General features: G+C 62.4%; 22 protein-coding genes. 14 read left to right on the top strand and 8 right to left on the bottom strand.

Going from position 1 to position 24,836, the window contains the following annotated elements:
• Together CYR52_RS17005 and CYR52_RS17000 are read right to left on the bottom strand one after the other, a co-directional pair.
• Positions 1–1,017, bottom strand: a 1,017-nt coding sequence (locus tag CYR52_RS17005) for an aldehyde dehydrogenase family protein (protein WP_101829018.1), incomplete at its 3' end; no start/stop codon positions are given.
• An 8-nt stretch (positions 1,018–1,025) separates the two neighbouring features.
• Positions 1,026–2,297, bottom strand: coding sequence for a 4-aminobutyrate--2-oxoglutarate transaminase (locus CYR52_RS17000; protein WP_072932995.1), 1,272 nt, complete (start codon positions 2,295–2,297; stop codon positions 1,026–1,028).
• A gap of 114 nt (positions 2,298–2,411) precedes the next feature.
• Here CYR52_RS17000 and pdxR point away from each other — a divergent pair, with 114 nt between their 5' ends.
• The 3 genes from pdxR (at position 2,412) to CYR52_RS16985 (ending at position 5,809) form a co-directional block, all read left to right on the top strand.
• Positions 2,412–3,923: a MocR-like pyridoxine biosynthesis transcription factor PdxR gene (gene pdxR, locus CYR52_RS16995; protein WP_101829017.1), complete on the top strand. Its 1,512-nt coding sequence runs from the start codon at positions 2,412–2,414 to the stop codon at positions 3,921–3,923.
• A 27-nt stretch (positions 3,924–3,950) separates the two neighbouring features.
• Positions 3,951–4,781, top strand: a complete 831-nt coding sequence (locus CYR52_RS16990) for an AraC family transcriptional regulator (RefSeq protein ID WP_101829016.1) — start codon at positions 3,951–3,953, stop codon at positions 4,779–4,781.
• 80 nt (positions 4,782–4,861) lie between these two features.
• Positions 4,862–5,809, top strand: a complete 948-nt coding sequence (locus CYR52_RS16985; protein WP_072933001.1) for a DMT family transporter — start codon at positions 4,862–4,864, stop codon at positions 5,807–5,809.
• A 12-nt stretch (positions 5,810–5,821) separates the two neighbouring features.
• On the opposite strand, the gene copM is transcribed toward CYR52_RS16985, so the two are convergent.
• Both copM and CYR52_RS16975 read right to left on the bottom strand, forming a co-directional pair.
• Positions 5,822–6,193 carry a CopM family metallochaperone gene (gene copM, locus CYR52_RS16980; RefSeq protein WP_072933003.1) on the bottom strand — a complete coding sequence of 124 codons (372 nt, stop codon included), beginning with the start codon at positions 6,191–6,193 and terminating at the stop codon, positions 5,822–5,824.
• Between the two features lie 70 nt (positions 6,194–6,263).
• The gene (locus CYR52_RS16975) at positions 6,264–7,520 is read right to left on the bottom strand and encodes a Gfo/Idh/MocA family protein (protein ID WP_101829015.1); all 1,257 of its coding nucleotides are present in this window, start codon (positions 7,518–7,520) and stop codon (positions 6,264–6,266) included.
• A 157-nt stretch (positions 7,521–7,677) separates the two neighbouring features.
• On the opposite strand from CYR52_RS16975, the gene CYR52_RS16970 reads away from it, so the two are divergent.
• A complete protein-coding gene (locus tag CYR52_RS16970; RefSeq protein WP_101829014.1) occupies positions 7,678–7,941 on the top strand; it encodes a bacteriocin immunity protein in 264 nt (87 codons plus the stop codon).
• A 117-nt stretch (positions 7,942–8,058) separates the two neighbouring features.
• Positions 8,059–8,319: a colicin immunity domain-containing protein gene (locus tag CYR52_RS16965; protein ID WP_101829020.1), complete on the top strand. Its 261-nt coding sequence runs from the start codon at positions 8,059–8,061 to the stop codon at positions 8,317–8,319.
• A gap of 120 nt (positions 8,320–8,439) precedes the next feature.
• On the opposite strand, the gene CYR52_RS16960 is transcribed toward CYR52_RS16965, so the two are convergent.
• Positions 8,440–10,566 (bottom strand): putative bifunctional diguanylate cyclase/phosphodiesterase, encoded by a 2,127-nt coding sequence (locus tag CYR52_RS16960; protein WP_101829013.1) that lies wholly within the window; start codon positions 10,564–10,566, stop codon positions 8,440–8,442.
• 407 nt (positions 10,567–10,973) lie between these two features.
• Here CYR52_RS16960 and CYR52_RS16955 point away from each other — a divergent pair, with 407 nt between their 5' ends.
• Positions 10,974–11,642 (top strand): glutathione S-transferase family protein, encoded by a 669-nt coding sequence (locus CYR52_RS16955; RefSeq protein WP_072933353.1) that lies wholly within the window; start codon positions 10,974–10,976, stop codon positions 11,640–11,642.
• A 22-nt stretch (positions 11,643–11,664) separates the two neighbouring features.
• On the opposite strand, the gene CYR52_RS22710 is transcribed toward CYR52_RS16955, so the two are convergent.
• The gene (locus CYR52_RS22710) at positions 11,665–11,823 is read right to left on the bottom strand and encodes a hypothetical protein (RefSeq protein WP_165699097.1); all 159 of its coding nucleotides are present in this window, start codon (positions 11,821–11,823) and stop codon (positions 11,665–11,667) included.
• 508 nt (positions 11,824–12,331) lie between these two features.
• Between CYR52_RS22710 and CYR52_RS16950 the strand changes: the two genes are divergently transcribed.
• Positions 12,332–13,699: an NCS2 family permease gene (locus CYR52_RS16950; protein ID WP_072933355.1), complete on the top strand. Its 1,368-nt coding sequence runs from the start codon at positions 12,332–12,334 to the stop codon at positions 13,697–13,699.
• 192 nt (positions 13,700–13,891) lie between these two features.
• Positions 13,892–15,541 carry a Na+/H+ antiporter gene (locus CYR52_RS16945; protein ID WP_072933358.1) on the top strand — a complete coding sequence of 550 codons (1,650 nt, stop codon included), beginning with the start codon at positions 13,892–13,894 and terminating at the stop codon, positions 15,539–15,541.
• Between the two features lie 29 nt (positions 15,542–15,570).
• Here CYR52_RS16945 and CYR52_RS16940 read toward each other — a convergent pair whose 3' ends face one another.
• Positions 15,571–16,629 (bottom strand): LacI family DNA-binding transcriptional regulator, encoded by a 1,059-nt coding sequence (locus tag CYR52_RS16940; protein WP_072933360.1) that lies wholly within the window; start codon positions 16,627–16,629, stop codon positions 15,571–15,573.
• A 190-nt stretch (positions 16,630–16,819) separates the two neighbouring features.
• Here CYR52_RS16940 and CYR52_RS16935 point away from each other — a divergent pair, with 190 nt between their 5' ends.
• The 6 genes from CYR52_RS16935 to CYR52_RS16910 all read left to right on the top strand — a co-directional run bounded on the left by CYR52_RS16935 (position 16,820) and on the right by CYR52_RS16910 (position 24,032).
• The gene (locus CYR52_RS16935) at positions 16,820–17,974 is read left to right on the top strand and encodes a Gfo/Idh/MocA family protein (RefSeq protein ID WP_101829012.1); all 1,155 of its coding nucleotides are present in this window, start codon (positions 16,820–16,822) and stop codon (positions 17,972–17,974) included.
• Positions 17,975–17,988: 14 nt separating this feature from the next.
• A complete protein-coding gene (locus CYR52_RS16930) occupies positions 17,989–19,173 on the top strand; it encodes a Gfo/Idh/MocA family protein (protein WP_101829011.1) in 1,185 nt (394 codons plus the stop codon).
• Positions 19,170–20,237: a Gfo/Idh/MocA family protein gene (locus CYR52_RS16925; protein WP_101829010.1), complete on the top strand. Its 1,068-nt coding sequence runs from the start codon at positions 19,170–19,172 to the stop codon at positions 20,235–20,237. The genes CYR52_RS16930 and CYR52_RS16925 overlap by 4 nt, the downstream gene beginning before the upstream one ends.
• Before the next feature lie 16 nt (positions 20,238–20,253).
• Positions 20,254–21,279 carry a Gfo/Idh/MocA family protein gene (locus CYR52_RS16920; protein ID WP_101829009.1) on the top strand — a complete coding sequence of 342 codons (1,026 nt, stop codon included), beginning with the start codon at positions 20,254–20,256 and terminating at the stop codon, positions 21,277–21,279.
• Between the two features lie 129 nt (positions 21,280–21,408).
• Positions 21,409–22,956, top strand: coding sequence for an MFS transporter (locus tag CYR52_RS16915; RefSeq protein WP_101829008.1), 1,548 nt, complete (start codon positions 21,409–21,411; stop codon positions 22,954–22,956).
• A gap of 8 nt (positions 22,957–22,964) precedes the next feature.
• Positions 22,965–24,032, top strand: a complete 1,068-nt coding sequence (locus CYR52_RS16910; RefSeq protein WP_101829007.1) for a glycoside hydrolase 5 family protein — start codon at positions 22,965–22,967, stop codon at positions 24,030–24,032.
• 38 nt (positions 24,033–24,070) lie between these two features.
• Here the strand turns inward: CYR52_RS16910 and CYR52_RS16905 are convergent, their stop codons facing one another.
• Positions 24,071–24,832, bottom strand: coding sequence for an amino acid ABC transporter ATP-binding protein (locus CYR52_RS16905; RefSeq protein WP_072933374.1), 762 nt, complete (start codon positions 24,830–24,832; stop codon positions 24,071–24,073).
• Between the last annotated feature and the right edge of the window lie 4 nt (positions 24,833–24,836).

The raw sequence follows: 24,836 nt of genomic DNA, 5'->3' as shown, positions 1-24,836 counted from the left end.
AACCTTGGCGACGGCGGCATCGTCAATCAGCGGCCCCTGGTTGCTTGCGGCGTCACGGCCATCCCCCACCTGCAACTGCGCCACGGCGTCAGTCAGGTGGCGCACAATCTCCGGGTAGATGCCGCGCTGCACATAGATGCGGTTGGCGCAGACGCAGGTCTGGCCGCTGTTGCGGAATTTGCTCGCCATAATGCCCTGCACCGCGGCGGCCGGGTCGGCGTCGTCAAACACCAGGAACGGCGCATTGCCGCCCAGCTCCAGCGACAGCTTTTTAATCGTCGGCGCGCATTGCGCCATCAGCAGGCGGCCCACGTCGGTGGAACCGGTAAAGCTCAGCTTGCGGATGACCGGGCTGGCGCAGAGCGTTTTGCCGACCGCCACGGCATCCCCCTGCACATGGATAAGCAGGTCTGGCGGCAGCCCGGCGCGGCGCGCCAGGTTCTCCAGCGCAAAGGCGGTGAGCGGTGTCTGTTCCGCCGGTTTGACGATCATGGCGCAACCGGCAGCCAGCGCCGGGGCGGCCTTCCGGGTGATCATCGCCGCCGGGAAATTCCACGGCGTGATGGCGGCACAGACCCCAATCGGCTGTTTCAATACCAGAAGGCGCTGATGCGCCTGCGGCGGGGTGAGCACGTCACCCTGCACCCGGCGTGCCTCTTCGGCAAACCAGCGGATAAACGAGGCGGCATAGGTAATTTCGCCGCGCGCTTCGGCCAGCGGTTTGCCCTGCTCGGCGGTGAGGATCTCCGCCAGCGCGTCACGCTCGGCGAGAATCAAGTGATACCAGGCCAGCAAAATGTCCGCCCGCGCCAGCGCGGTCTGCGCTTTCCACGCTTTTTGCGCCTGTTCGGCACGCTGGATCGCCGCGGCCACATCGTCGGCATCCTGCTGTTTGACCCAGGCGATCACGCTGCCGCGTGACGGGTCGGTGACGTCAATAAACCCGGCCGGGGTCGGCTGGTTGGCCTCCGGCCGGCGAACCAGCGGATGGTCGAGTAACGGGGGTAATGCGCTCATCGGGGGCCTCAACGTGCGGTCAGGGAGTGGCTGAGGATCTCCATCGCCTGCTGGAACTGGGCGTCAGGGATGGTCAGCGGGTAAAGGAAACGGATCACGTTGCCGTGCTGGCCGCAGGAGAGCAGCAGCAAACCGGCCTCCATCGCGCGTTGCTGGATGGCGGCGCACAGCGCCTTGTCCGGTGCGCCGGTGGCCGGGTCGCAGAACTCCACCGCAATCATCGAGCCAAGGCCGCGGATGTCGGCAATCGCCGGGTTCTGCTGCTGCGCCAGGCCCAGCACCTCACGCAGGTGCTGGCCAAGGTGTTCAGCACGTTCACACAGGTTCTCTTCCTGAATCACATCCAGCACCGCATGGGCGGAGGCGATCGCCAGCGGGTTCCCGGCGTAGGTGCCGCCCAGCCCGCCGGGGGCCGGGGCGTCCATCACCTCAGCACGGCCGCAGACGCCGGAAAGCGGCAGGCCGCCCGCCAGGCTTTTCGCCATGGTGATCAGATCCGCTTTCACCTCCGGGAAGTGCTCCATCGCAAACAGCTTGCCGGTACGGGCAAAACCGCTCTGCACCTCATCGGCGATCAGCAGGATGCCGTGCTGGTCACACAGGGTGCGCAATTCACGCAGGAACGCGGCAGGCACCGGGCGGAAACCGCCTTCGCCCTGTACCGGCTCAAGGATAATCGCCGCCACCTGATCGGGCGCGATGTCACAGCTGAACAGCTGGTCGAGGCTCGCCAGGGCATCTTCGATGCTGACGCCGTGCTGCTCGCTTGGGAAACGGGCATGGAACACGGACGGCGGCATCGGGCCGAAATCACGCTTGTAGGGGGCCACTTTGCCGGTCATCGCCATGGTCATCATGGTGCGGCCGTGGAAGGCGGCAGTGAAGGCGATCACGCCGGGGCGGCCGGTGTGGGCGCGGGCAATTTTCACCGCGTTTTCCACCGCTTCCGCACCGGTGGTGAAGAAGGTGGTTTTGGCCGGGCCGTCAACCGGGGCCAGCGCATTCAGGCGCTCTGCCAGCGCGACATAGCTCTCATACGGCACCACCTGATAGGCGGTGTGGGTGAACGCCTGCAACTGTTTCTCTACCGCGGCGATGATTTTCGGGTGGCGGTGGCCGGTGTTCAGCACCGCAATGCCCGCCGCGAAATCGATCCACTGATTGCCCTCTTCATCCCACAGCGTGGCATTCTCCGCGCGGTTTACAAAAAAGTTACACATGACCCCCACGCCACGTGGGGTGGCAGCGGCTTTGCGTTCGTTAAGTTGCTGATGTTTCATGGTATTCTCCAGGGGCGGGCGGGCCGCCGAAATAACGTGCATCAATGTTGTTAATTATTAACAGGGTCTATTAACATCAAGCGAGAGCCACTTACGGAAAACGGAGGGAGCCAATTGCGATCTTTACACGCAGATCTGCTTTTACAGCGGTTGCAGCAGACCACCGGCGGCCAGTTGCGGCTGCGGGTCTGCCAGTGCCTGCGCACGGCAATGGCGGACGGCAGCATCCCGCCCGGCAGCCGCCTGCCCGCCACGCGTGACCTGGCGCGGGAGCTGGGGGTATCACGCAACACCGTGCTTTATGCCTATGAGCAGTTGCAGGCAGAAGGCTATTTGCAGGCGAAGACCGGCAGCGGCACCTCCGTGGCGGAGATCCTGCCGGACAGCTACCTGACCGCCGCCGCCGGGCAGCCCGGCAGCCCGCACCGCTATGTGGATGAGGTGGCGCTGTCGCGGCGCGGCAGCAAACTGATGGGTTACGCCAACGCCTCGCCGCACCAGTGGGGCGCGTTTGTGCCCGGCGTGCCGGATGTGCGCGAGTTCCCGCACGCGCTGTTCAGCGCCATCCAGCGGCGGATCAACCGCGATCCGCTGCACCATCACCTGACTTACAGCCACCAGGGCGGCAGCTATGATCTGCAACAGGCGCTGGTGGAGTATTTGCGCGTCACGCGATCGGTGCAGTGCGATGTGGATCAGATCCTGATCACCGAGGGCACCCATCAGGCGATGGATCTGATCGCCAAAATGCTCTGCGATCCGGGGGATCGCGTCTGGTTCGAGGAGCCGGGCTACTGGGGGGCGCGCAACGTTTTGCGCATCAACGGGGCGGACATCCTGCCGGTGCGGGTCGACCAGCATGGCCTGGTGCCGCTGGCGGGCGGCAAAGGGGCGTCGCCGAAACTGATTTTCGTCACGCCGTCGCACCAGTACCCGCTCGGCGCGGTGATGAGCCTGCCGCGCCGCAAACAGTTGCTGGCGCTGGCGCGGGAGCAGGGAAGCTGGATCATTGAGGATGACTACGACAGCGAATTCCGTTTCGCCGGCAACCCGATCCCGGCGTTGCAGGGGCTGGAGCCGGATGCGCCGGTTATCTACCTCGGCACTTTCAGCAAAACGCTCTACCCGGCGTTGCGCATCGGCTACATGGTGTTGCCGAAACCGCTGGCACCGGCAATGAAACTGGCCTGCGCCGAGCTGTTCCGCGGCGGGCATTTCCTGATCCAGACCGCGCTGGCGCAGTTTATGCGCGAAGGGCACTACAACGCCCACATCCGCCGGATGCGCCTGCTGTATGGCCGCCGCCGCGCCTATCTGGTGTCACTGATTACCCGCTACCTGGGGCCGGAGTTCCTGCATGAGTATGACCACGACGCCGGGCTGCACCTGGTGCTGGTGCTGCCGAACGGCTGTGACGATGTGAAAATCGCCTCCCATGCCCTGCGGCGCGGCGTCAGCGTGCGGCCGCTGTCGCAATATTTTATGCATCGCCAGTCACGGCGCGGGCTGCTGCTGGGCTTTGCCTGCGTGGAGGAGAGCGCGATGCTGCCGGCGTTTAATGTGTTGCGTGACTGCCTGATCAAGGCGGGGCTGTGTCCGGCGGAGCCAAATTCAGCTAACGTATAATCAGGGTGCAGAACAGGGGAGGCGGGCGTGCAGGGCGTACCAGAGCAGTTTGAGTGTGAAACCGACCAGGCGCAGTTCCGGCAACTTTCCGGGTTGCCGGGGGTGGAGCTGTACCGCGCGCACATCAGCCGCCATGTGTTTGAGCCGCACACCCACGAGGCGTTCGGCATCGGCACGATCGAGGCGGGCGCAGAGCGTTTCCGCTACCGCGGCGTGCAGCATGTGGCGGGGCCGGGGTCGCTGGTGCTGATGAACCCGGACGAGCTGCACACCGGCCAGGCGGAAACCGACGGGGGCTGGCGCTACCGCATGATCTACATCGACCCGGCGACGTTGGCAACGCTCTCCGGCGAGCCGGGCTGGTGGTTCAGCCATGAGGCGGTGCGGCGCGATCCGCGCACCGCGCAACAGCTGGCGATGACGCTGGCGGCGCTCTGGCAGAGCAACGATGCGCTGGCGGCTGACGGCCTGATGCTGTCACTGGTGGATCTGCTGCGCCCGCACGCCCGGCGGCCGCTGCCCCCGCCGCCGGACGCGGCGCACCGGTTTGACCGGGTGAAAGCCTGCCTGCACGCCCGCTTTGCCGAACCCCTGACACTGGCGGAGCTGGCGGCCGAGGCCGCGCTCAGCCCTTACCATTTCCAGCGCCAGTTCAAGGCGCATTTCCACGTGACGCCGCACCAGATGCTGATGGCGATCCGCCTCTACCGCGCCAAGCTGCTGCTGGCCGCAGGCGTCAGTGCGGCGCAGGTGGCCGCCGACGTCGGCCTGACCGATCAGGCGCACCTGACCCGCGCCTTCGCCACCCGTTATGGCGTCACCCCGGTGCGCTACCAGCGGGCGGTGATGCGCCGCTGACGCCAATGCGCAAGCTGCTACAATACCGGCCGCGTGGCCTGCGTTAAGGTAGGGTTTTTCACGCAGGAACCGTAAAGATTATGATGGCAGGTGTGCTGTTTGCCCTGGCCGCAGGGCTGATGTGGGGGCTGATTTTTGTCGGCCCGGTGGTGGTGCCGGAGTACCCGGCGATGTTGCAGTCAGCCGGGCGCTATGTGGCGTTCGGGCTGATTGCGTTGCCGCTGGCGTGGGTTGACCGCCGCCGGGTGCGGCAACTGACGCGCAGCGACTGGAAAGAGGCATGCAAACTCAGCGCGGTGGGCAACCTGCTCTATTACGTCTGCCTGGCAGGGGCGATCCAGCGCACCGGCGCACCCATTTCCACCATGATTATCGGCACCCTGCCGGTGGTGATCGCGGTCTCCGCCAACCTGCTGTACGGGCGGCATGAGGGGCGGCTGGCGTGGCACCGGCTATTGCCGTCGCTGCTGCTGATCGGCACCGGGCTGTGTCTGGTGAATATCGCGGAGCTGCGCGGTGACGGCGGCCCGCAGAACATCGGGCGCTACCTGAGCGGCATCGGGCTGGCGCTGGTGGCACTGGTCTGCTGGACGTGGTACCCGTTGCGCAATGCCCGCTGGATGCGGTCACACCCGCAACACCGCGCCGGCACCTGGGCCACCGCGCAGGGGCTGGCGGTGCTGCCGATGGCGCTGGTGGCCTACGCGCTGGCCTGCGGGCAGATGACGCTGACGCATGACCCATTCCCGCTGCCGTTCGGCCCGCGGCCGGGGCTGTTTATTGCGCTGATGGCGGCGATTGGCCTGTTCTGTTCCTGGCTGGGCACGCTCTGCTGGAGTGAGGCGAGCCAGCGGCTGCCGACGGTGCTGGTCGGGCCGTTAATCGTGTTCGAGATCCTGGCCGGGCTGGCTTATACCTTCCTGCTGCGCCAGAGCTGGCCGCCGTTGCTGACGCTGTGCGGCATCGCCTGCCTGATGATCGGGGTGGTGAGTGCGATGCGCATCAAGCCGGAACCGCTGCCGGCCTGATGCGCAACCGGCTCAGTGGGCGGGGTGTTGCGCAAGCCAGCGCTGCATCCGGTCTATCTCCGGCTGTTGCGCGGCGATGATCTCCTGCGCCAGTTTGCGCATCGCCGGGTCTTTGCCATATTTCAGTTCAGTTTTTGCCATGTCGATGGCGCCCTGGTGGTGGGCAATCATCCCTTGCGCAAAGGCGATGTCCGGGTCGTCAGACTGGATCGCCTTCATCATGTCGCCGTGCATGGTCTCCATGCCGCGTGCATACGCCTGCCGGGACGCAGAGTCAGGCACTGCGCCGCTGTGGCCGTTATGGTCTGCCGTGCCGCCGGGGGCCGCACAGGCCACCAGCGGGGCCAGCAACAGGCCCGCGGCCCAGGCTCGGTAACTACGCATCTTCTCTTCCTCCTGTGAATGAATCCGCCACCACGGTAAACCTTGCCCTTAGGGCAAGGTCAAGGGCGCGTCACGGTTTCTGTGATGCGGTGACGTGCAGATCGTTGCGCTCCAGCGTGACCGGCCGCCCCTCCTGCGCCGAGCGGTAGATCGCCTCGATAAACACCTGATCCTGCAAGCCCTCTTCGCCGGGCGTACGCGGCACGCTGCCGTTGCGCACGCAGTCGGCAAAGTGCTCAATCTCCAGCACAAACTGCGGCCCGGCACTCAATTTGCGCTCCTCAAGCGATTGCGCCTCGCCCTTGCGTTGCGCCACCGTCAGGCGCTGGCCGCTGTAGGCATAGGCGTTGTCGAGTTTCACCCAGCCGTTTTCCAGCCGCACCGTCATCTCTTTGCCCTCATGCGCGCCATAACTGGTGACACAGTGGGCAATCACGCCGGAGCGGAAGCGCAGAATAAAGCTGATGGTCTCTTCCACTTCCGTGTAACGCGGGTCGCCGGTGGGGTTGACCGCCTGCGCATACACCTCGATCGGGTTCTCGGCCAGCATCATGCGCACGCCGTTGAGGCAATAGAGGCCGATGTCCGGCAGTGCGCCGCCGCCCGCCAACCCGCCTTTGAAGCGCCACTGGCCGTCCGGCCCCATCATCTGCACGTTGGTCGCCTCAATGATGCGCGGCCGCCCCAGCTCGCCGGACTGCACCAGCCGCGCCGCCTCTTTATTGAAGGCGTCAAACTGGCAGCGGTAGGCGATCATCAGCTTTACCCCGGCATCCCGGCAGGCATCAATCATCTGCTGCGCTTCGGCGGAGGTATTCGCCATCGGTTTTTCACACAGCACATGTTTTCCGGCGGCGGCTGCGGCCAGCACATGGTCGCGGTGTAACCCGTTGGGCGTGACAATATACACCGCCTGAATCGCCGGGTTGTCGGCCATCTTGTGCATCTCGTCATAGCTGTAGATCGCGTCCGGGCTGATGCCGTACTGCGCGGCCACCGTCTCCGCTTTCTCCCGGTGGCCGGAGACCAGTGCCACCGGGCGGGCATTTTTAGCGCGGTGCAGCGCCGGCAAAATCTGGTTCAGCGTCAGCCGCCCCAGCCCGACCACCGCGAACCCGACCCGCTCATCAGGCGGCAGGGCGACCGGCGGCGACGGCTCCGGGGTATCGGCCGCCCCTTTCCAGTCCGGGAAAGTCACCTGGTCACCGTTCACCTGGCCGCTGTCGATGCCGGACGGCGGCAACGGCGCAGCGGCCGCCGGTAACGCATGGCCGATGGCCGTCGCCGGGCCGCGGTTCTCATAAGGGAACGTCTGCTCATCACTCATACTGCCTCCAGTCAGGGCGGGGGGTAAGTAGAGACTATAGACCATGGGGCAGGGGCAGCAGGGGGCGGGGAAAGGTGCGAGGGGGGCCGTAAAATCAGGCACTGAACAGCGCCCCCGCTGTAACATCATGGCGCGTTGTCATAGAGGAAATATTAAAATGGGTACTTTTCAGTTAAGACATAAATTTGAGGATTATACCGAAGCTGAATTTTTAGCCTTGGTCGAAACCATTTGTAGTGCTGAGGGTGGCGAAAAATATCAGGATGCGCTTATTACTAATTTTGACATCGTGAGTGAGCACCCAGAGTCAACAGACTTGATTTTCTACCCTGAAGATCCAGACATCACAGCAAAAGGTATCGTTGATCAGATTAAGGCATGGCGTCAGGCAAATGACAAACCCCTCTTTAAAACCAGTTGATTGAGAGATATTTTCACGTCTCACCGCTTAATTAAACATTTCTGGTGGTGCAAGAGTCCTGAAATAAACCATATACATTTTGTGAGCATTGCCGTTAGGAAGAGGGAAACGAACCTTATGAGCCATGAACTGCTGAAATTTGCTAAACGTTTTGTATCTGGGGAAATATCTGCCGATAGCTTTGCTGATCCCTATCAGGCGATGTGGAAACGGGAAGGTAATAATGGTTTGCTGCTTCAGGATGATCCTGCATTGAGTGAAAAGTTATCTACAATTTTCTGTCTGGCAGATCAATACAATCCTGATAGCGACCGTCATCCTTCTGAGTTTGGTGCTGATGAGTTGAAAAAGCGGATAGAAGATGTGATTGCCCAATGAGTCATGACTCTCACAAGAGTACACTTTAGGGTGATTTTTCTATGTGTTTTTAAAAAAACGTTTGTAAATCAGGCCACCTTCCGGTGGCCTGATGTCTGTGGGCTGAACACGCCTGTGGCGCTATTTTACGCTGTCTGCCACCGGCGTTGCCGCAAGCTCGGTCGCCGGGATCACATGGCCGGGCCAGTCGCTGCTGATGCGGTCGCCAATCTGTGCCGGGGTCATCGGGCGGCCGAGCAGGAAGCCCTGGAGGGTGTCGCAGCCCAGGCGGCTGAGGAACGCCTGCTGTTCCACCGTCTCGACCCCTTCGGCCACCACTTTCAGGTTCAGCGTCTGGCCGAGTGCAATAATCGCGGAGACGATGCTGGCATCCTCGTTGTTGGTGGTCAGATCGTTGATAAACGCCCGGTCGATCTTCAGCTCGCTGGCCGGCAGGCGCTTCAGGTAGAGCAGGCTGGAGTAGCCGGTACCGAAATCATCAATCGACGCTTTCACCCCCAGGCTGGTCAGCTCGTCCAGGATCGCCACGCTGACGTCCGGGTTGAGCATGGCGGTGGTTTCCGTCACCTCCAGCGTGAGTTTGTCGGCCGGGATCTGGTGGCGGGTAATGATGCTGACCACTTTTTCCACCAGATCCGGCTGTTCAAACTGCAACGCCGACAGGTTCACCGCAATGCTCCACTCCGCATGTCCCTGGCGGTGCCATTCGCTGAGCTGGCGGCACGCCTCGTTCAGCACCCATTCACCCATCGGCAGGATAAGCCCGGTTTTTTCCGCCAGCGGCAGGAACACCGCCGGGCTGAGCATCCCGCTGCCGGGGCGCTCCCAGCGAACCAGCGCCTCAAACCCGCACACCGGGCCGGACGGCGCCGTGAATTTCGGCTGGTAGTGCAGGCGCAGTTCGTTGCGCTCAATCGCCAGCCGCAGGTCATGCATCAGTTGCAGCTGCTCCTGCGCATTCACATTCATCGATTTCTGGAAGAAGCTGTGGCCGTTACGGCCGGAATTTTTGGTGTGGTACATCGCTGCGTCGGCGTTCAGCATCAGTTCCCGTTCGGTGATGCCGTCGCTGGGGTAAACGGCGATGCCGATGCTGACTGAGACCAGCAGCTCGTAGCGCGACACATTGAACGGCTGCTCAATCAGCATCACCAGCTGGGCGGCCAGCGTCGCGGCGTCGGCCGGGTCACGGATCTCCATCAGCACCACAAACTCATCGCCGCCGAGGCGCGCCAGGGTGTCCTGCGCACGCAGGCTGCCCTGGATACGGTGGGTCACGGCGATCAGCAACTGGTCGCCGATGTGGTGGCCGTAGGCGTCATTCACCGCTTTGAACCCGTCCAGATCCATAAACAGCACGGCAAACAGCTCGCCTTCGTGCTCCGCTTTCTGCAACGCCTGCTGGATGCGGTCCTCCAGCAGCAGCCGGTTCGGCAGCTTGGTCAGGTTGTCATGCAGCGCCAGTTGCATCAGCTCACGGTTGGCCTGTTCGAGGGACTGCGCCAGAATCGCCGTGCGCGCCTGCAGGCGCGCATCCAGCACCGACACCACCAGGGTGATCGCCAGCACCGCCAGCGTAAACACAATCACTACCACGGCCAGCCAGTTGGTGTTCACCCCGCTGTGGTGGTGCGCCATGTTACCCATCATGTGGAAGTGCGCGGCCGCCATGCCGGTGTAGTGCATCCCGACAATCGCCACGCCCATGACGATCGCCGCCAGCGCGCGCAGCAATTTCACGTTGTTGATCTGGGTGCGCAGGCGGAACGCCATCCACAGCGCGGCCGCCGAGGCCAGCACCGCAATCACCACCGAGAGCAGCACCCAGCGCGGATCGTAATTCATGCCCGGCATCACGCTCATCGCCGCCATGCCGGTGTAGTGCATCCCGGCGATGCCGCAGCCCAGAATCAGCGATCCGGCCACCAGCCGGGGCAGGGTCAGCGCGGCGGCGGTGACAAACCAGAGTGCAAACAGCGACGACGCGATGGCAATCAGCATCGACAAGCCGGTGATCAGCGGGTCATAACTGATGGAAACCGGCAGGCTGAACGCCAGCATCCCGATGAAATGCATCGACCAGATGCCGATGCCCATCGCGACGGAACCGCCGCCCAGCCACCAGCGGGAGGCCGTGCGATCGGTCGTGGTGACGCGCCCCACCATATCCAACGCGGTATAGGACGCAAGAATGGCCACGATGAATGAAAACAGCACCAAAACATCGTTGTAACTGCTGGCAAGCATAACTTGCTCTCCACATAACAGGGCTAAGGGCAACCCCCGCCCCGTTATTGCAGTGCAATATCGGTCAGGCGATCGCCGGGAAAAGGATTAAACATCACATAACCTTAACAATGAGGGGGTTAGCCACGCGGCCGGCGGCGATTTTGGTTAAGTTTAATTATGTGATATTTCAAACTGGTGCAGCGATATTAGCGACTTTTTCACCAACGTTAAACAGCCGTAACCGTTCTATTGCTCAACATGGAGAAAGTATAAAATAAAAACATTATTTATCATTGATAAGCCAAGTTTAGATGATATTCGGCGGTCTATTTGGCTTTAACCGCGATGAATAAAGGCGGGCGCGGGGAGAGGGAGAACGCTATCCTTTGAATTAACGTACATTACTGCAACAAAAGGAGCGAGGCATGATCACCGTTCACCACCTCAATAACTCCCGTTCACAACGTATTTTGTGGATGCTGGAGGAGCTGGGGGTACCGTACCAGATCGAACGCTACCAGCGCGACCCCCATACCATGCTGGCGCCGGAGGCGTTGAAGAAAGTGCACCCGCTGGGGAAATCGCCGGTGCTGACCGACAATGACCTGACGCTGGCGGAGTCCGGCGCAATCATTGAATATTTGCAGGAAACCTACGATGCGCAGGGGCTGCTGAAACCCACCGATCATTTTGCGCGCCAGAGTTTCCGCTACTGGCTGCACTATGCCGAAGGTTCACTGATGCCGTTGCTGGTGATGAAACTGATCTTCAGCCGCCTGGGCAAGCCGCCGGTGCCGCTGCTGGCGCGGCCGATTGCCGGGGCGATCGGCAAAGGGGTGCAGAAAGCCTACCTGGACAAGCAGCTCGCCACCCACCGCGGGTACCTCGAAAACCATCTGGCGGAAAATGCCTGGTTTGCCGGGGCGGATTTCAGTGCAGCGGATATTCAGATGAGTTTCCCGGTGGAGGGGCTGAACGCCCGTGGCGGGCTGTCAGGCTGCCCGCACCTCAGCGGCTGGCTGAAGAAAGTGCAGGCGCGGCCCGCGTACCAGCAGGCGCTGAAACAGGGCGGGCCTTACCAGATCGCCGGCTGAGCGGCGGCAAAACCGCCTGCGCTCAATACATTCTTTTCCCGGTGCCGACGAAATCCTGGCCGAGCTTTTGCAGCAAGCTGTTCACCCACAGCAGGCTTTTACGGCGCAACGTCGGGCGTGTCACCGCAGGCGCAGGGGCGCGGGCGGTGTCGCCGGATGTCAAAGTCAAAGACGTTTTCATAAGGGGCCTCCGGTTGTCGGGAAATGGCGCGCAAGCGCGATGAAATGTGATGTGTGTCACAAGAAAAGGGTACGCTGAAGAATTCACCAGATCAATAGTTTTGTGATTGCCATCACAAAAATAATGAAACCCTGTTTTACCCGGCACAAGGGCCGGTGGGGCAGCGGAGTTGCGCAACAGACGCGGTAAATTTCCGCGCTTTCCGCTCTTTTTCTGCCCTGAATAAGATGTGATGCGGCTCGCATTTTCCTTCCTGCCGCTTTAATGCGCAAACAACGCGAAAATGTCGTGATTCAGAGTTGAAAAAGCCTGCTGTGACACCGGATAATCGTTTGCTTTTTATTGATCGCCCATTTTAATAACGTCAGGCGGGTACAGAGTTAATCGTTTGCCTTGTTTTCTGGCCTCTCTTACAGAAAACGCGGTGCCAGGGAAGTAAACGGACGGACACGACGCCTTAACGACACTACGCACCGACATTCCAGGATCACCTTCAGAGGACATCAGCATGTCTAGCAATAACACCCAAGCGGGCGGCAAGGTTCAGCCGACCGGCCCGCTGGATGCATTTTTCAAAATCAGCGCCCGCGGCAGCTCCGTGCGGCAAGAGGTGGTCGCCGGGCTGACCACATTCCTGGCGATGGTGTACTCCGTCATTGTGGTGCCGGGCATGTTGGGCAAAGCGGGCTTCCCGCCGGCGGCGGTGTTCGTCGGCACCTGTCTGGTGGCGGGCATCGGCTCGCTGCTGATGGGGCTGTGGGCCAATCTGCCGATGGCCATCGGCTGCGCCATCTCGCTGACCGCCTTTACCGCGTTCAGCCTGGTGCTGGGCCAGCACATCAGCGTGCCGGTGGCGCTGGGTGCGGTGTTCCTGATGGGCCTGTTGTTCACTCTGATCTCCGTGACCGGCATCCGCGCCTGGATCCTGCGTAACCTGCCGATGGGCGTGGCGCACGGTACCGGCATCGGTATCGGCCTGTTCCTGCTGCTGATCGCCGCCAACGGCGTCGGGCTGGTGGTGAAAAACCCGATCGACGGCCTGCCGGTGGCGCTGGGTGATTTCACCTCGTTCCCGGTGCTGATGACGCTTATCGGCCTGGCGGCCACCATCGGGCTGGAGAAGCGCCGGGTACCGGGCGGCATCCTGCTGGTGATTGTGGCGCTGTCGGTGATCGGGCTGATTTTCGACCCGGCGGTGAAATATCAGGGCCTGTTTGCCATGCCGTCCCTGACGGATGCCAACGGCAACTCCTCCATGTTCAGCCTCGACATCATGGGCGCGCTGAAGCCGGTGGTGCTGCCGAGCGTGCTGGCGCTGGTGATGACCGCCGTGTTTGACGCCACCGGCACCATCCGTGCGGTGGCCGGGCAGGCGAACCTGCTGGACAAGCAGGGGCAGATCATCAACGGCGGCAAAGCGCTGACCTCTGACTCCGTGAGCAGCATGGTGGCCGGGCTGGTGGGCGTTGCCCCGGCGGCGGTGTACATCGAATCCGCTGCCGGCACGGCCGCCGGCGGCAAAACCGGCCTGACCGCCGCGGTGGTGGGCGTGCTGTTCCTGCTGATCCTGTTCCTGTCGCCGCTCTCCTATCTGGTGCCGGGCTACGCAACGGCCCCGGCGCTGATGTATGTCGGCCTGCTGATGCTGAGCAACGTCACCAAGCTGGACTTCACCGACTTTGTGGACGCGATGTCCGGCCTGCTGTGCGCGGTGTTTATCGTGCTGACCTGCAACATCGTCACCGGCATTATGCTCGGCTTCGGCGCGCTGGTGATTGGCCGCGTGGTGGCCGGTGAATGGCGCAAACTGAACGCCGGCACGGTGATCATCGCCGTATTGCTGGCCGCGTTTTACGCCGGTGGCTGGGCGATCTGACGCCGCCGCCACACCTAGGGGAGCCCACCGGCTCCCTTTTTTTATGCCTGTGATTTCCTCTCCGGCGGGACATTCGGCCAAAGCGCACGCACGGGTTTAACAGCCCGGCGGTTCTGGTCTACTATCACCCCTGCGAATGCCGGGCCGCCTGCGCCCGGCTGAAAGTGATAATGACAAGAGCCCAAGGAACGCATGGAAATCTTTTTTACAATCCTCATTTTGATTCTGGTGGTGTCACTCTCGGGTGTCGTGACCAGAATGTTACCCTTCCAGATCCCACTCCCCCTGATGCAGATTGCGGTCGGTGCCTTGCTGGCCTGGCCCAATTTCGGCCTGCATGTCGATTTTGACCCGGAGCTGTTTCTGGTGCTGTTTATCCCGCCGCTGCTGTTTGCCGATGGCTGGAAAACCCCGATGCGTGAGTTCCTGCACCACGGCCGCGAGGTGCTGGGGCTGGCACTGATGCTGGTGCTGCTGACGGTGGTCGGCATCGGTTACCTGATCTACCTGATGGTGCCGAACATCCCGCTGGTGGCGGCGTTCGCGCTGGCGGCGGTGCTGTCGCCGACCGATGCGGTGGCGCTCTCCGGCATTGTCGGCAAGGGGCGCATCCCGAAATCGATCATGGGCGTGCTGGAGGGTGAGGCGCTGATGAATGACGCCTCCGGCCTGGTGTCGCTGAAGTTCGCGATTGCGGTGGCGATGGGCACGATGGTGTTTACCGTCTCCGGCGCGACGGTGGAGTTCCTGAAAGTGGCGGTCGGCGGCCTGCTGGCCGGGGTCGCCGTGACCTGGCTCTACAGTAAATCGCTGCGCATCATGAGCCGCTGGAGCGGGGATGACCCGGCCACGCAGACGGTGTTCCTGCTGCTGCTGCCGTTCGCGTCCTACCTGATCGCCGAGCATATCGGCGTCTCCGGCATTCTGGCCGCCGTCGCCGCCGGGATGACCATCAGCCAGTCCGGCGTGATCCGCAATGCGCCGCTGGCGATGCGGCTGCGCGCCAACGGCGTCTGGTCGATGCTGGAGTTTGTGTTCAACGGCATGGTGTTCATTATGCTCGGCCTGCAACTGCCGGGCATTCTGGAAACCTCGATCCTGATGGTGGAAAACGACCCGACCATCCCGACCTGGCAACTGTTCGCCGATGTGGTGCTGATCTATATGGCGCTGCTGATGCTGCGTTTTGTCTGGCTCTGGTCGATGAAAAAGCTCAGCAACCGCCTGCTGAAAAAGCGCCCGCTGATGTTCGGCAGCTACAGCACGCGGGAGCTTTGGGTGGCGTCGTTTGCCGGGGTGCGCGGGGCGATTACGCTGGCCGGTGTGCTCTCTATCCCGCTGTTCCTGCCGGATGGCGAAGCCTTCCCGTCACGCTACCAGCTGGTGTTCCTGGCGGCCGGGGTGATCCTGTTCTCGCTGATTGCCGGGGTGATTGCGCTGCCGTTCCTGCTGCGCGGGGTGAAAACGGTGGATAAATCCGTTTATAAGGAAGAGGAGCACATGGCGCGCGCCGTGGCCGCTGAAGTGGCGATTGAGAGCCTGCACAAGATGGAGGAGCGCATCGCCGCGGATGCCGAAGAGAACATCGACGAGCAGACGGTGCGTGAGGTCAGCTCGCGGGTGATCGGTAACCTGCGCCGCCGCACCTATAACAAGGATGATATGGAAAACATGCTGATGGTGGAGAACCTCGAGCGCCGCTTCCGCCTGAACGCGCTGCGCGCTGAGCGGGCAGAGCTGTACCATCTGCGCGCCACCCAGCGCATCAGCAACGAGACGCTGCAAAAACTGCTGCATGACCTCGACCTGCTGGAAGCGTTGCTGGTGGAAAAAGAGGTGTAACCCCTCGGTGCGGGCCACAGCCCGCACCGTTATTGACCCAGCGCCACGCGGGCTGCGTGGCGCGTGGCGTACCGTACTGACCCCGCCTCCCTGAGTTTCCCCTGCAATAACAGATGACACACCGACGCCTGCGGCCGGTTCAGCCGGTGTTGCAGCAGGTGTACCGCCTCAATGCCCAGCTCCCGGCACGGCACCGCAATGCCGGTGATGGGGATGCCTGCGCTGTTTTCCAGATGCCAGCTGAAGTCAGTGGTCATCAGCGACATCTGTTCCGGCACCTGCACCTGACGCCGCGCCAGCACGCGCAGCACGCCGGTCGTCATGCCCATGCTGCCGGGGAAAATCACTTCCGGCCAGCAGGCGGGCGGGTGCGACGCCAGCCACGCCTCCAGCGCCTGTTCCGCCTCTTCCGGCGAAAACCCTTCAGTGATGATCACATCCTGTTGCGCATCAAAGGGCACGCTGAAATGGCGGTAAGCGTCCTGGATGCCGTGCAGCCGGGTGTAGAGCGTTTTGCGGCGCAAACAGGTCAAAGACAGCATCCGCCGGTGGCCGCGTTCGAACACGTGGCGCGCGGCGTTGAAGCCGATGGCGTAATGGTCGGGTGAGACGGCGTCGAGTGCCGTCTCCCGGTCGTGGGTGTTGATCAGCACACAGGGCTTATTCAGCGCCGCTGCCAGTTTGAAGATGGTCGGGTCATCGGTGCCGATGATGATCACGGCGTTGATGTGCTTGTCTCCGGCCTTGTCCAGAAAGGCTTCGATATCCGCGTGCTCCTCTTCCAGCCCGCAATAGCTCAGGTAAACGTTGTGCGCCGCCAGTGCCTCGGCGATGCCGCGCGTCACTTCCAGGTAGAACACATCACCGCGCGCGTTGAAGGTGCGGCCCGGCGCGAACACCGCCACGCCGTCAATCAGCAGCCGCCCGCAGGCCAGGCCGTCCAGCACGCCGAGCCGCCGTGCGCAACTGATGATCGCTTCCCGCGCGCGATCGCTGGTGTAGGGTTTCCCCGCCAGCACGCGTGACACCGTGCTGACGGAAAACCCCGTCAGGGCGGCGATTTTATCCATCTGTAGCTTTCCCGGCATGATGTGACCCCGCTCGCAATAAATTTCTGCAAATATTCTTAGAGGTAATTTGCTGATTTTACAACCAAATCCGGGGCGTGGGGCGGTTGGCGTCGCGGCCTTGCGATTCCTCTCACACATTCCGTTTGTCGCGCTTCCCCCGCTTCATTATGTTCCCGCTATCCCCCACGCAGTGGAATACAGGTGAGTTATGGAGAAGCTACGTTTTGGCATTATCGGCATCGGCAATATCGGCACCGTCCACGCCCGTTACCTGCTGGACGGCGTGATCAGCGAGGCCTGCCTGGCGGCGGTCTGTGATAACGACCGCAGCAAACACCCGGCGATCCGGCGGCTGGTGGGCGAGGGCCTGCCGCTGTTTGAGGACGCGGAGGCGATGATCACCAGCGGGCTGATTGACGCGGTGATCGTCGCCACACCGCACTACGACCACCCCCGGCTGTCGATGCTCGCGATGCGCCACGGCCTCCATACGCTGTGCGAGAAACCGGCCGGGGTCTACACCGCCCAGGTGCAGGAGATGAACGCCTGCGCGCGCACCTGTGACGTGGTGTTCGGCATTATGTACAACCAGCGGCCCAACCCGCTGTACCAAAAGGTAAAAGCGCTGATTGACGGCGGCGAGCTGGGTGAGATCCGCCGCTCTAACTGGATCATCACCAACTGGTACCGCTCGCAAAGCTACTACGACGCCGGGGGCTGGCGCGCCACCTGGAAAGGCGAGGGCGGCGGCGTGCTGCTGAATCAGGACCCGAACCAGCTCGACCTCTGGCAGTGGCTGGTCGGGATGCCGGTGCGGCTGCGCGCGTTCTGCCAGTTCGGCAAACACCGGCAGATCGAAGTGGACGATGAGGTGACCGCCTACGCCGAATACGCCAACGGGGCGACCGGGGTGTTTATCACCACCGTGGCAGAGACACCCGGCACCAACCGGCTGGAGATAACCGGCGATCGCGGCAAAGTGGTGGTGGAAGAGGGGCGGCTGCGCTACTGGCGGCTGTGCGAGCCGGAACCGGCGTTCAACGCCCGCTGGCGGAACGGTTTCGGTGAGCCGGAGTGCTGGGAAATCACCGTGCCGGTGGCCCCGGCGTGCAGTGACCACCACGTCATCACCGCCAATTTCTGCGCCGCCGTGCTGCGCGGCGAACCGCTGATCGCACCCGGCGTGGAGGGCATCCACGGCCTGACGCTCTCCAACGCCATGCACCTCTCCACCTGGACGGATGATTGGGTCACGCTGCCGCTGGACGAGGCGCACTATCTGGCGCTGTTGCAGCAGCGCATCAATGCCTCGGTGGAGAAGCCCGCCGCCAACCGCACGCTGGATGCCGGCGGCACCTGGTAAACCAAGGGGGAACTATGTTGCATGTCGCTATCGTGGGCACCGGGAACATCGCGCACAACCATATCCAAAGTTATCTGCACTTCCCGCAGCGCTGCCGCATCGTGGCGCTGGTGGACATCTACCCGGAAAAGGCGGAGGAGAAGAAACAGCGTTACGGCCTGGCGGACGCCCAGGTGTTCAGCAGCCATCAGGCGATGCTGAGCGCGTGCGGGGAGGTGGATCTGGTGGATGTCTGCACGCCGCCTTACGTCCATGCGCCGATCGCCATCGATGCATTACACGCCGGGAAACATGTGCTGTGTGAAAAGCCGATGGCGGCGTCGCTGGAGGAGTGTGACGCGATGATCGCCGCCCAACAGGCCAGCGGGAAGATACTGTCCGTGATTGCGCAGAACCGCTTTACCGACGCGTTCTGGCGGCTGCACGCGGTGGTGGAATCGGGGCTTGCCGGGAAGATTTGCCATGCGCAGGTCGACTCTTTCTGGTGGCGCGGCCACTGCTATTACGATTTATGGTGGCGCGGCACCTGGGAGAAAGAGGGCGGCGGCTGCACGCTCAACCATGCGGTGCACCACATCGACGCGCTGCAATGGCTGCTGGGCACCCCCTGCGAGGTGGTGGCGATGATGGCGAACGTGGCGCATGACAACGCGGAAGTGGAAGACCTGAGCGCCGCGATTTTCCGCTACCCCAACGGCGCGCTGGCGCAGCTCACCGCCTCGGTGGTGCACCACGGCGAGGAGCAGCAGATCGTGTTGCAGGGGGAAAAGGCGCGCATCTCCGCGCCCTGGGCGGTGTGCGCCCACCGCAGCGCCGACAACGGCTTCCCGCAGCCGGACAATGATGCGGGGCTGGAGGCCCGGCTCGACGCCCTGTACCGGCAACTCCCGCCGCTCGCCTGGACGCTGCACACCGGGCAGATAGACAACCTGCTCACCGCGATTGCCGCCGGCACGCCGCCGCTGGTGGACGGTGAACAGGGCAAACGCGCGCTGGAACTGATCACTGCGTTGTATCAATCCGCCATCACCCGGCACGTGGTGCGGCTGCCGATCCCGTGTGACGACCCGTTCTACCACACCGGCGGCATCAGCGCCCAGGCACCGCGCTTCTACCAAAAATCCGCCGCTGTGGCCAATTTCACCGAGGCAGGGGCGATTCCGGCAGGTAAAAATCTGGAGAAAGGAGAGAGGCTATGAACTGTTCAGATGGCATGAACTATGCGCCGGTCGGCAAACCGCAACCGGTGGTGAACGCCGGGGAGTTTGTGTTTGCCGCCGCCGCGCTCGACCACGGCCATATCTACGGCATGTGCAACGGCCTGCTGGAGGCGGGGGCAACGCTGAAATGGGTCTACGATCCCGACCCGGCGAAGGTGAAACCGTTCCTGCAACAGTACCCGCAGGTGAGGGTGGCGGCGTCGCTGGCGGAGATCCTGGCAGACAGCGAGGTCAGGCTGGTGGCCGGGGCGGCCGTCCCCAGCCGGCGCTGCGCCCTCGGGCTTGAGGTGATGGCGGCGGGCAAAGACTACTTCACCGACAAGGCGCCGCTCACCACCCTGGAGCAACTCGCGGATGCCCAGGAGAGCGTGGCGAAAACCGGGCGCAAATACGCGGTCTACTACAGCGAGCGGCTGCATGTGGAGAGTGCGGTGTTCGCCGGCCAGCTGGTGCAACAGGGCGCGATTGGCCAGGTGGTGCAGACGCTCGGCGTCGGGCCGCACCGCGAAGGGCAGGGCCGCCCCGGCTGGTTCTACGAACGGCGCGATTTCGGCGGCATTTTGTGTGACATCGGCAGCCACCAGATCGAGCAATTCCTCTATTACACCGGCAACCGCGATGCCACGGTGGTCGCCAGCCAGGTGCGCAACGTCAGCCACCCGCACTATCCGCACTTTGAGGATTTCGGCGACGCGATGTTGCGCGGCGAAAACGGCGCGACCGGCTATTTCCGCTGCGACTGGTTTACCCCCGACGGGCTGACGACCTGGGGCGACGGGCGGCTGACGCTGCTCGGCACCGAAGGCTATATCGAGATCCGCAAATATATCGATCTCACCCGCGGCGAGCAGGATGTGGTGTATCTGGTGAACCGGGTGGGCGAGTTCCGCTACCCGGTGGCCGGGCAGGTCGGCTTTCCCTATTTCGGCGCGCTGATCCTCGACTGCCTGCACCGCACCGAACACGCCATGACCCAGGCGCACGCGTTCAAGGCAGCGGAACTCTGCATAAAAGCGCAGATGCTGGCGAACGCCGCGCGCTGACGCACCAGGAGGCGACATGAACACACTGAATGCCGCGATTGTGGGCGGCGGCGCCATCCACCTTTGCCATGCGCTGGCGCTGCAACAGGTGCCGGGCGCGCACTTGCAGGCGCTGGCGGAGATCGACAGCGACAAAGGGCAGGCGCTTGCCCAGACCTACGGCTGCCGTTTTTACCGGGATTACCACGCCCTGCTGGGGAGTGATGACATCGATGTGGTGCATATCTGCACGCCGCACCACCTGCATAAAACTATGGTGATGGAGGCGCTGGCGGCCGGGAAACATGTATTTTGCGAAAAGCCGATCGGCCTGGACGGGCGGGAAGCGGCGGACATCGCGGCCGCGGCCGCCCGCGCGCCGGGGCGGCTGGCGGTCTGCTACCAGAACCGGCTTAACCCCACCAGCCGCCAGATCATCAGCGAGCTGGCGGGCGGCACGCTCGGCAAGATGGTCGGCATGAGCGCGGTGCTGACCTGGTCACGCGGCGGCAGTTACTACACCCACAGCCCGTGGCGCGGCCGCTATGCCACCGAAGGCGGCAGCCTGTTGATCAATCAGGCCATCCACACGCTGGATCTGATGCAGTGGTTCGCCGGGGGCGTGGCCCGCGTCAAAGGCGTGGTGGACAGCGGCGAGCTGGCCGGCGTCACCGAAGCGGAAGACAGCGCGATGGCGACGCTGCATTTCCACAACGGCGCGCGCGGCCTGTTCTATGCCAGCAACAGCTACACCACCGACGCCCCGCTGCTGCTGGAGATCCACTGCGAAGCCGGGATGCTGCAACTGCGGGATAACCGGCTGTGGCGGGTCTGCGCAGGGGCGCGCACCCTCTTAATCAGCGACCCTACCCCGGAAAGTGACGCCAAAGCCTATTGGGGCGCGGGCCACCTGGCGGCGATCCGGCAGTTTTACCAGGCGCTTCACCACCCGTCGGCCCCGGCGGACTACACCCCGGTTGAGGAGGCGAAAAAATCACTGGCGATCGTGGAGGCGATATACCGTTCCTCCCAGACCCGGCAATGGGTAACGCCGGGCCGGTAATCTCCGCGCTGTTTTTACCTGACCTGTCATCACGCAATAAGAAAAAGATCACGCACAGCATTCCAGCAGTAAATAAAAAGAGCCGGCGCTTTCCGGTAATACCGATATCTTACAAACTGGACAATTATTATGGTCAAACCTACTGAACGCAGGGTCGGCTATGGCGTGGCGATCGGCTACGGCGTAACAGATCTTTTCGGCGGCGGTGCCTTCGCGATTATCGGCACCTGGTTACTTTTTTTCTACACCAGTTATTGCGGCCTGACGGTACTGGAGGCCGGATCTATTTTTGCCATTGCCCGCGTTATCGACGCGCTATTAAGCCCGATTATGGGTTATGTCACCGATAATTTCGGCAACACCTGGCTTGGCCGTAAATTCGGCCGCCGCCGTTTCTTTTTATTGCTCAGCTCCCCGTTAATGTTTTTATATGCCCTGCTGTGGCTCACCGATATGGGCTATTGGTATTATCTCGGCACCTATCTCTCGATTGAATTATTGTCGGCGATGGTGCTGGTGCCGTGGGAAACGCTGGCGGCAGAGATGACCAACCGCTACGAGGAGCGCAGCCGCCTGTCAGGGGTAAGGATGATCTGCTCGCAACTGGGCGGCTTCCTGGCGGTGTCGGTGCCCGGTGTGATTATGCAGTTTACCGGTAAAGATAATCCCTTTACCTATACCCTGACCGGCCTGATATTTGCCTGCGTCTTTTGTGTCGCGGTATTTATTACCTGGCGCTGCACCTGGGAAGCCAAAGATATTGAACAGGCGGGCGCGTTTAAAGCGGAGGTGAAACGCGGCAGCGGGCTAATAAACCATTTAACCTATCTGGTGCAGGATCTGTTCTCGTCATTCCGTATCCGCGCTTTCCGGCTGCATATTATTATCTATATTTTCTCCTTTACGGCGATGGATGTCTTCGGCGCGGTGTTTACCTATTATGTGGTGTATTGCCTGAACCAGGATACGGTGGCGGTGTCCGGCTGGCTCAGTATTGCGGCTTTTGCCTCGGTACCCGGCACCTACGGCTTTATGTTGCTGCTGAATAAATGCCGGTTCACGCCCTCTGCCGCGTTACGCCTCTCCTATGGGGTTATTTTCAGCGTGCTGTGTTTCCTGTTTGTGGTCTATTACGGTGAAATACCCGTGCCCGGCCTGCTGTTTTCTGCGGTCTTTGTGTTATTGGGGGCGGCGCGCGCCGGGTTGTATTATATCCCGTGGAATATCTACAGCTTTATTCCCGATATTGACGAGATGGTCACCCAACAGCGCCGTGAGGGGATTTTCGCCGGGGTGATGGTACTGACGCGTAAAAGTACCGTGGCGCTCGCCATTATGATTATCGGGCTGGTGCTGGAGCAGGCCGGGTTTGTGAAAGGCAGCGGCACGCAGCCGGAAGGCGCGTTGCAGGCGATTATCGGGTTGATGATTTTTGCCACCGCTGCGCTGCTGGCCGTGAGTTTCTACACCACCTATCCGTTCAAACTCACGCGGGACACGCACCAGTTGCTGATTAAAGAGATCGCGCGCCGCAAACTGGGCGGCGACTGCCGCGACTGTGATGAGAAGACGCGCGTGGTGATCAAACAGCTTACCGGCTATGAGTACGATGAAGTCTGGGGCGGCGCGGCCACACGCCGCATCGTCGGCACCGTCACGCTCACCAGCGCGAAATAGGGGGCCGCATGTATACACAATGGCCCACTGAACAGGCCCAGGCCTGGCACCGGCAACAGCGCTGGGGGTGCGGGTTTAATTACCTGCCGCGCACCGCGGTCAACTGGCTGGAGATGTGGCAGGAGGAGACGTTCGACCCGGCCACCATTGAACAGGAACTGCGCTGGGCCGGCCGCTACGGCTACACCCGGTTGCGCACCAACCTGCCGTTTACGGTGTGGCAGCACGACCGCGCCGGGCTGTTGGCGCGCATCGACCGTTTTCTGGCGGTAGCCGACGCCTGCGGTTTCCAGGTGATGCTGACCCTGCTCGACGACTGCGCCTTCTCCGGCGACGAGCCGGTCATCGGGCCGCAGAAAGCGCCGCGGCCGGGGGTACATAACAGCCAGGCCGCCGGCAGCCCCGGCCGGGCAGTGGTGCTGAACCCCGGCCTCTGGCCGCAGATCGAAACCTATGTGCGGGAGGTGGTCGGCCGTTTCCGTGACGACCCGCGCATCGGGGTGTGGGATCTCTATAACGAGCCGGGCAACGGCGGCATTTTCTGCGGCGTTGGCCAGTATGCGGAGTATGACAACCGGCTGGACATCTACGCGCTGTCGCTGATGATCCAGGTGTTCCGCTGGGCGCGGCAGGCTGACCCTTGCCAGCCGCTGACGGTGGCCGCCTGGCATATCCCGGACAGGCACGCGTGCGGGCAGGCGTTCCGGCACCCGATCGACATCGCCGCGCTGCACCTGTCGGATGTGGTCAGCTACCACGCGTATGTGGACACGCCGGGGCAAGTGGCGATTCTGGCGCGGCTGGCCGCATTCCAGCGCCCGGTGCTGTGTACGGAGTGGCTGGCGCGCCACGTCGGCAGTGTGATGGCGGAGCAACTGCCGCTGTTCAGGGCGCAAGGCGTGGCCTGTTACCAGTGGGGGCTGGTGCAGGGCAAAACCCAGACCTGGCTGCCGTGGCCGGGTATTGCGCCGGACGAAGCGACCGCCGCGCTCTGGTTCCATGATGTGCTGACGCCGGACGGCCTGCCGTTCAGCGAACAGGAGATGGCGCTGGTCGCGCGGTTAAGCCAACTGTGAAGGTTTGCGCCGGGCGGGCCCGGCGCAGGGGAAGGGCATCAGTGAATCACTTGAGAGAGGAATTCGCGGGTGCGCGGTGATTGTGGGTTGGAGAAAAATTCCTGTGGGGCGGCCTGTTCGACGATTTCGCCGCGGTCCATAAAGATCACCCGGTCGGCCACGGTGCGGGCAAAGCCCATTTCGTGGGTGACGCAGAGCATGGTCATGCCGTCCTGCGCCAGGCCGATCATGGTGTCCAGCACCTCTTTCACCATCTCCGGGTCAAGCGCGGAGGTCGGTTCGTCAAACAGCATGATTTTCGGCTTCATACAGAGCGAACGGGCGATCGCCACCCGCTGCTGCTGGCCGCCGGAAATCTGGCCGGGGTATTTGTGCGCGTGCTCGGCAATCCGCACCCGTTTCAGGTAATGCATCGCCAGCTCATCCGCCTCTTTTTTCGGCATCTTGCGCACCCAGGTCGGGGCCAGCGTGCAGTTCTGCAACACCGTCAGGTGCGGGAACAGGTTGAAATGCTGGAACACCATGCCGACTTCGGTGCGCACTTTCTCAATGTTGCGCAAGTCGTCATTCAGCTCGATGCCGTCCACCACGATGCGCCCCTGCTGGTGCTCCTCCAGGTGGTTGATGCAGCGGATGGTGGTGGATTTGCCGGAACCTGACGGGCCGCACAGCACAATGCGCTCGCCCTGTTTCACGTTCAGGTTGATGTCTTTAAGCACGTGGAACTGTCCGTACCACTTATTGACTGCTTCCAGCGTAATCATCATTTTTTTATCGTCTGTAACCTGATGGTCGCTCATGGTT

It is taken from the genome of Chimaeribacter arupi (assembly GCF_002858805.1).
GTDB classification, from domain to species: Bacteria; Pseudomonadota; Gammaproteobacteria; order Enterobacterales; family Enterobacteriaceae; genus Chimaeribacter; species Chimaeribacter arupi.
This window is presented reverse-complemented; position numbering and strand designations above follow the sequence as displayed.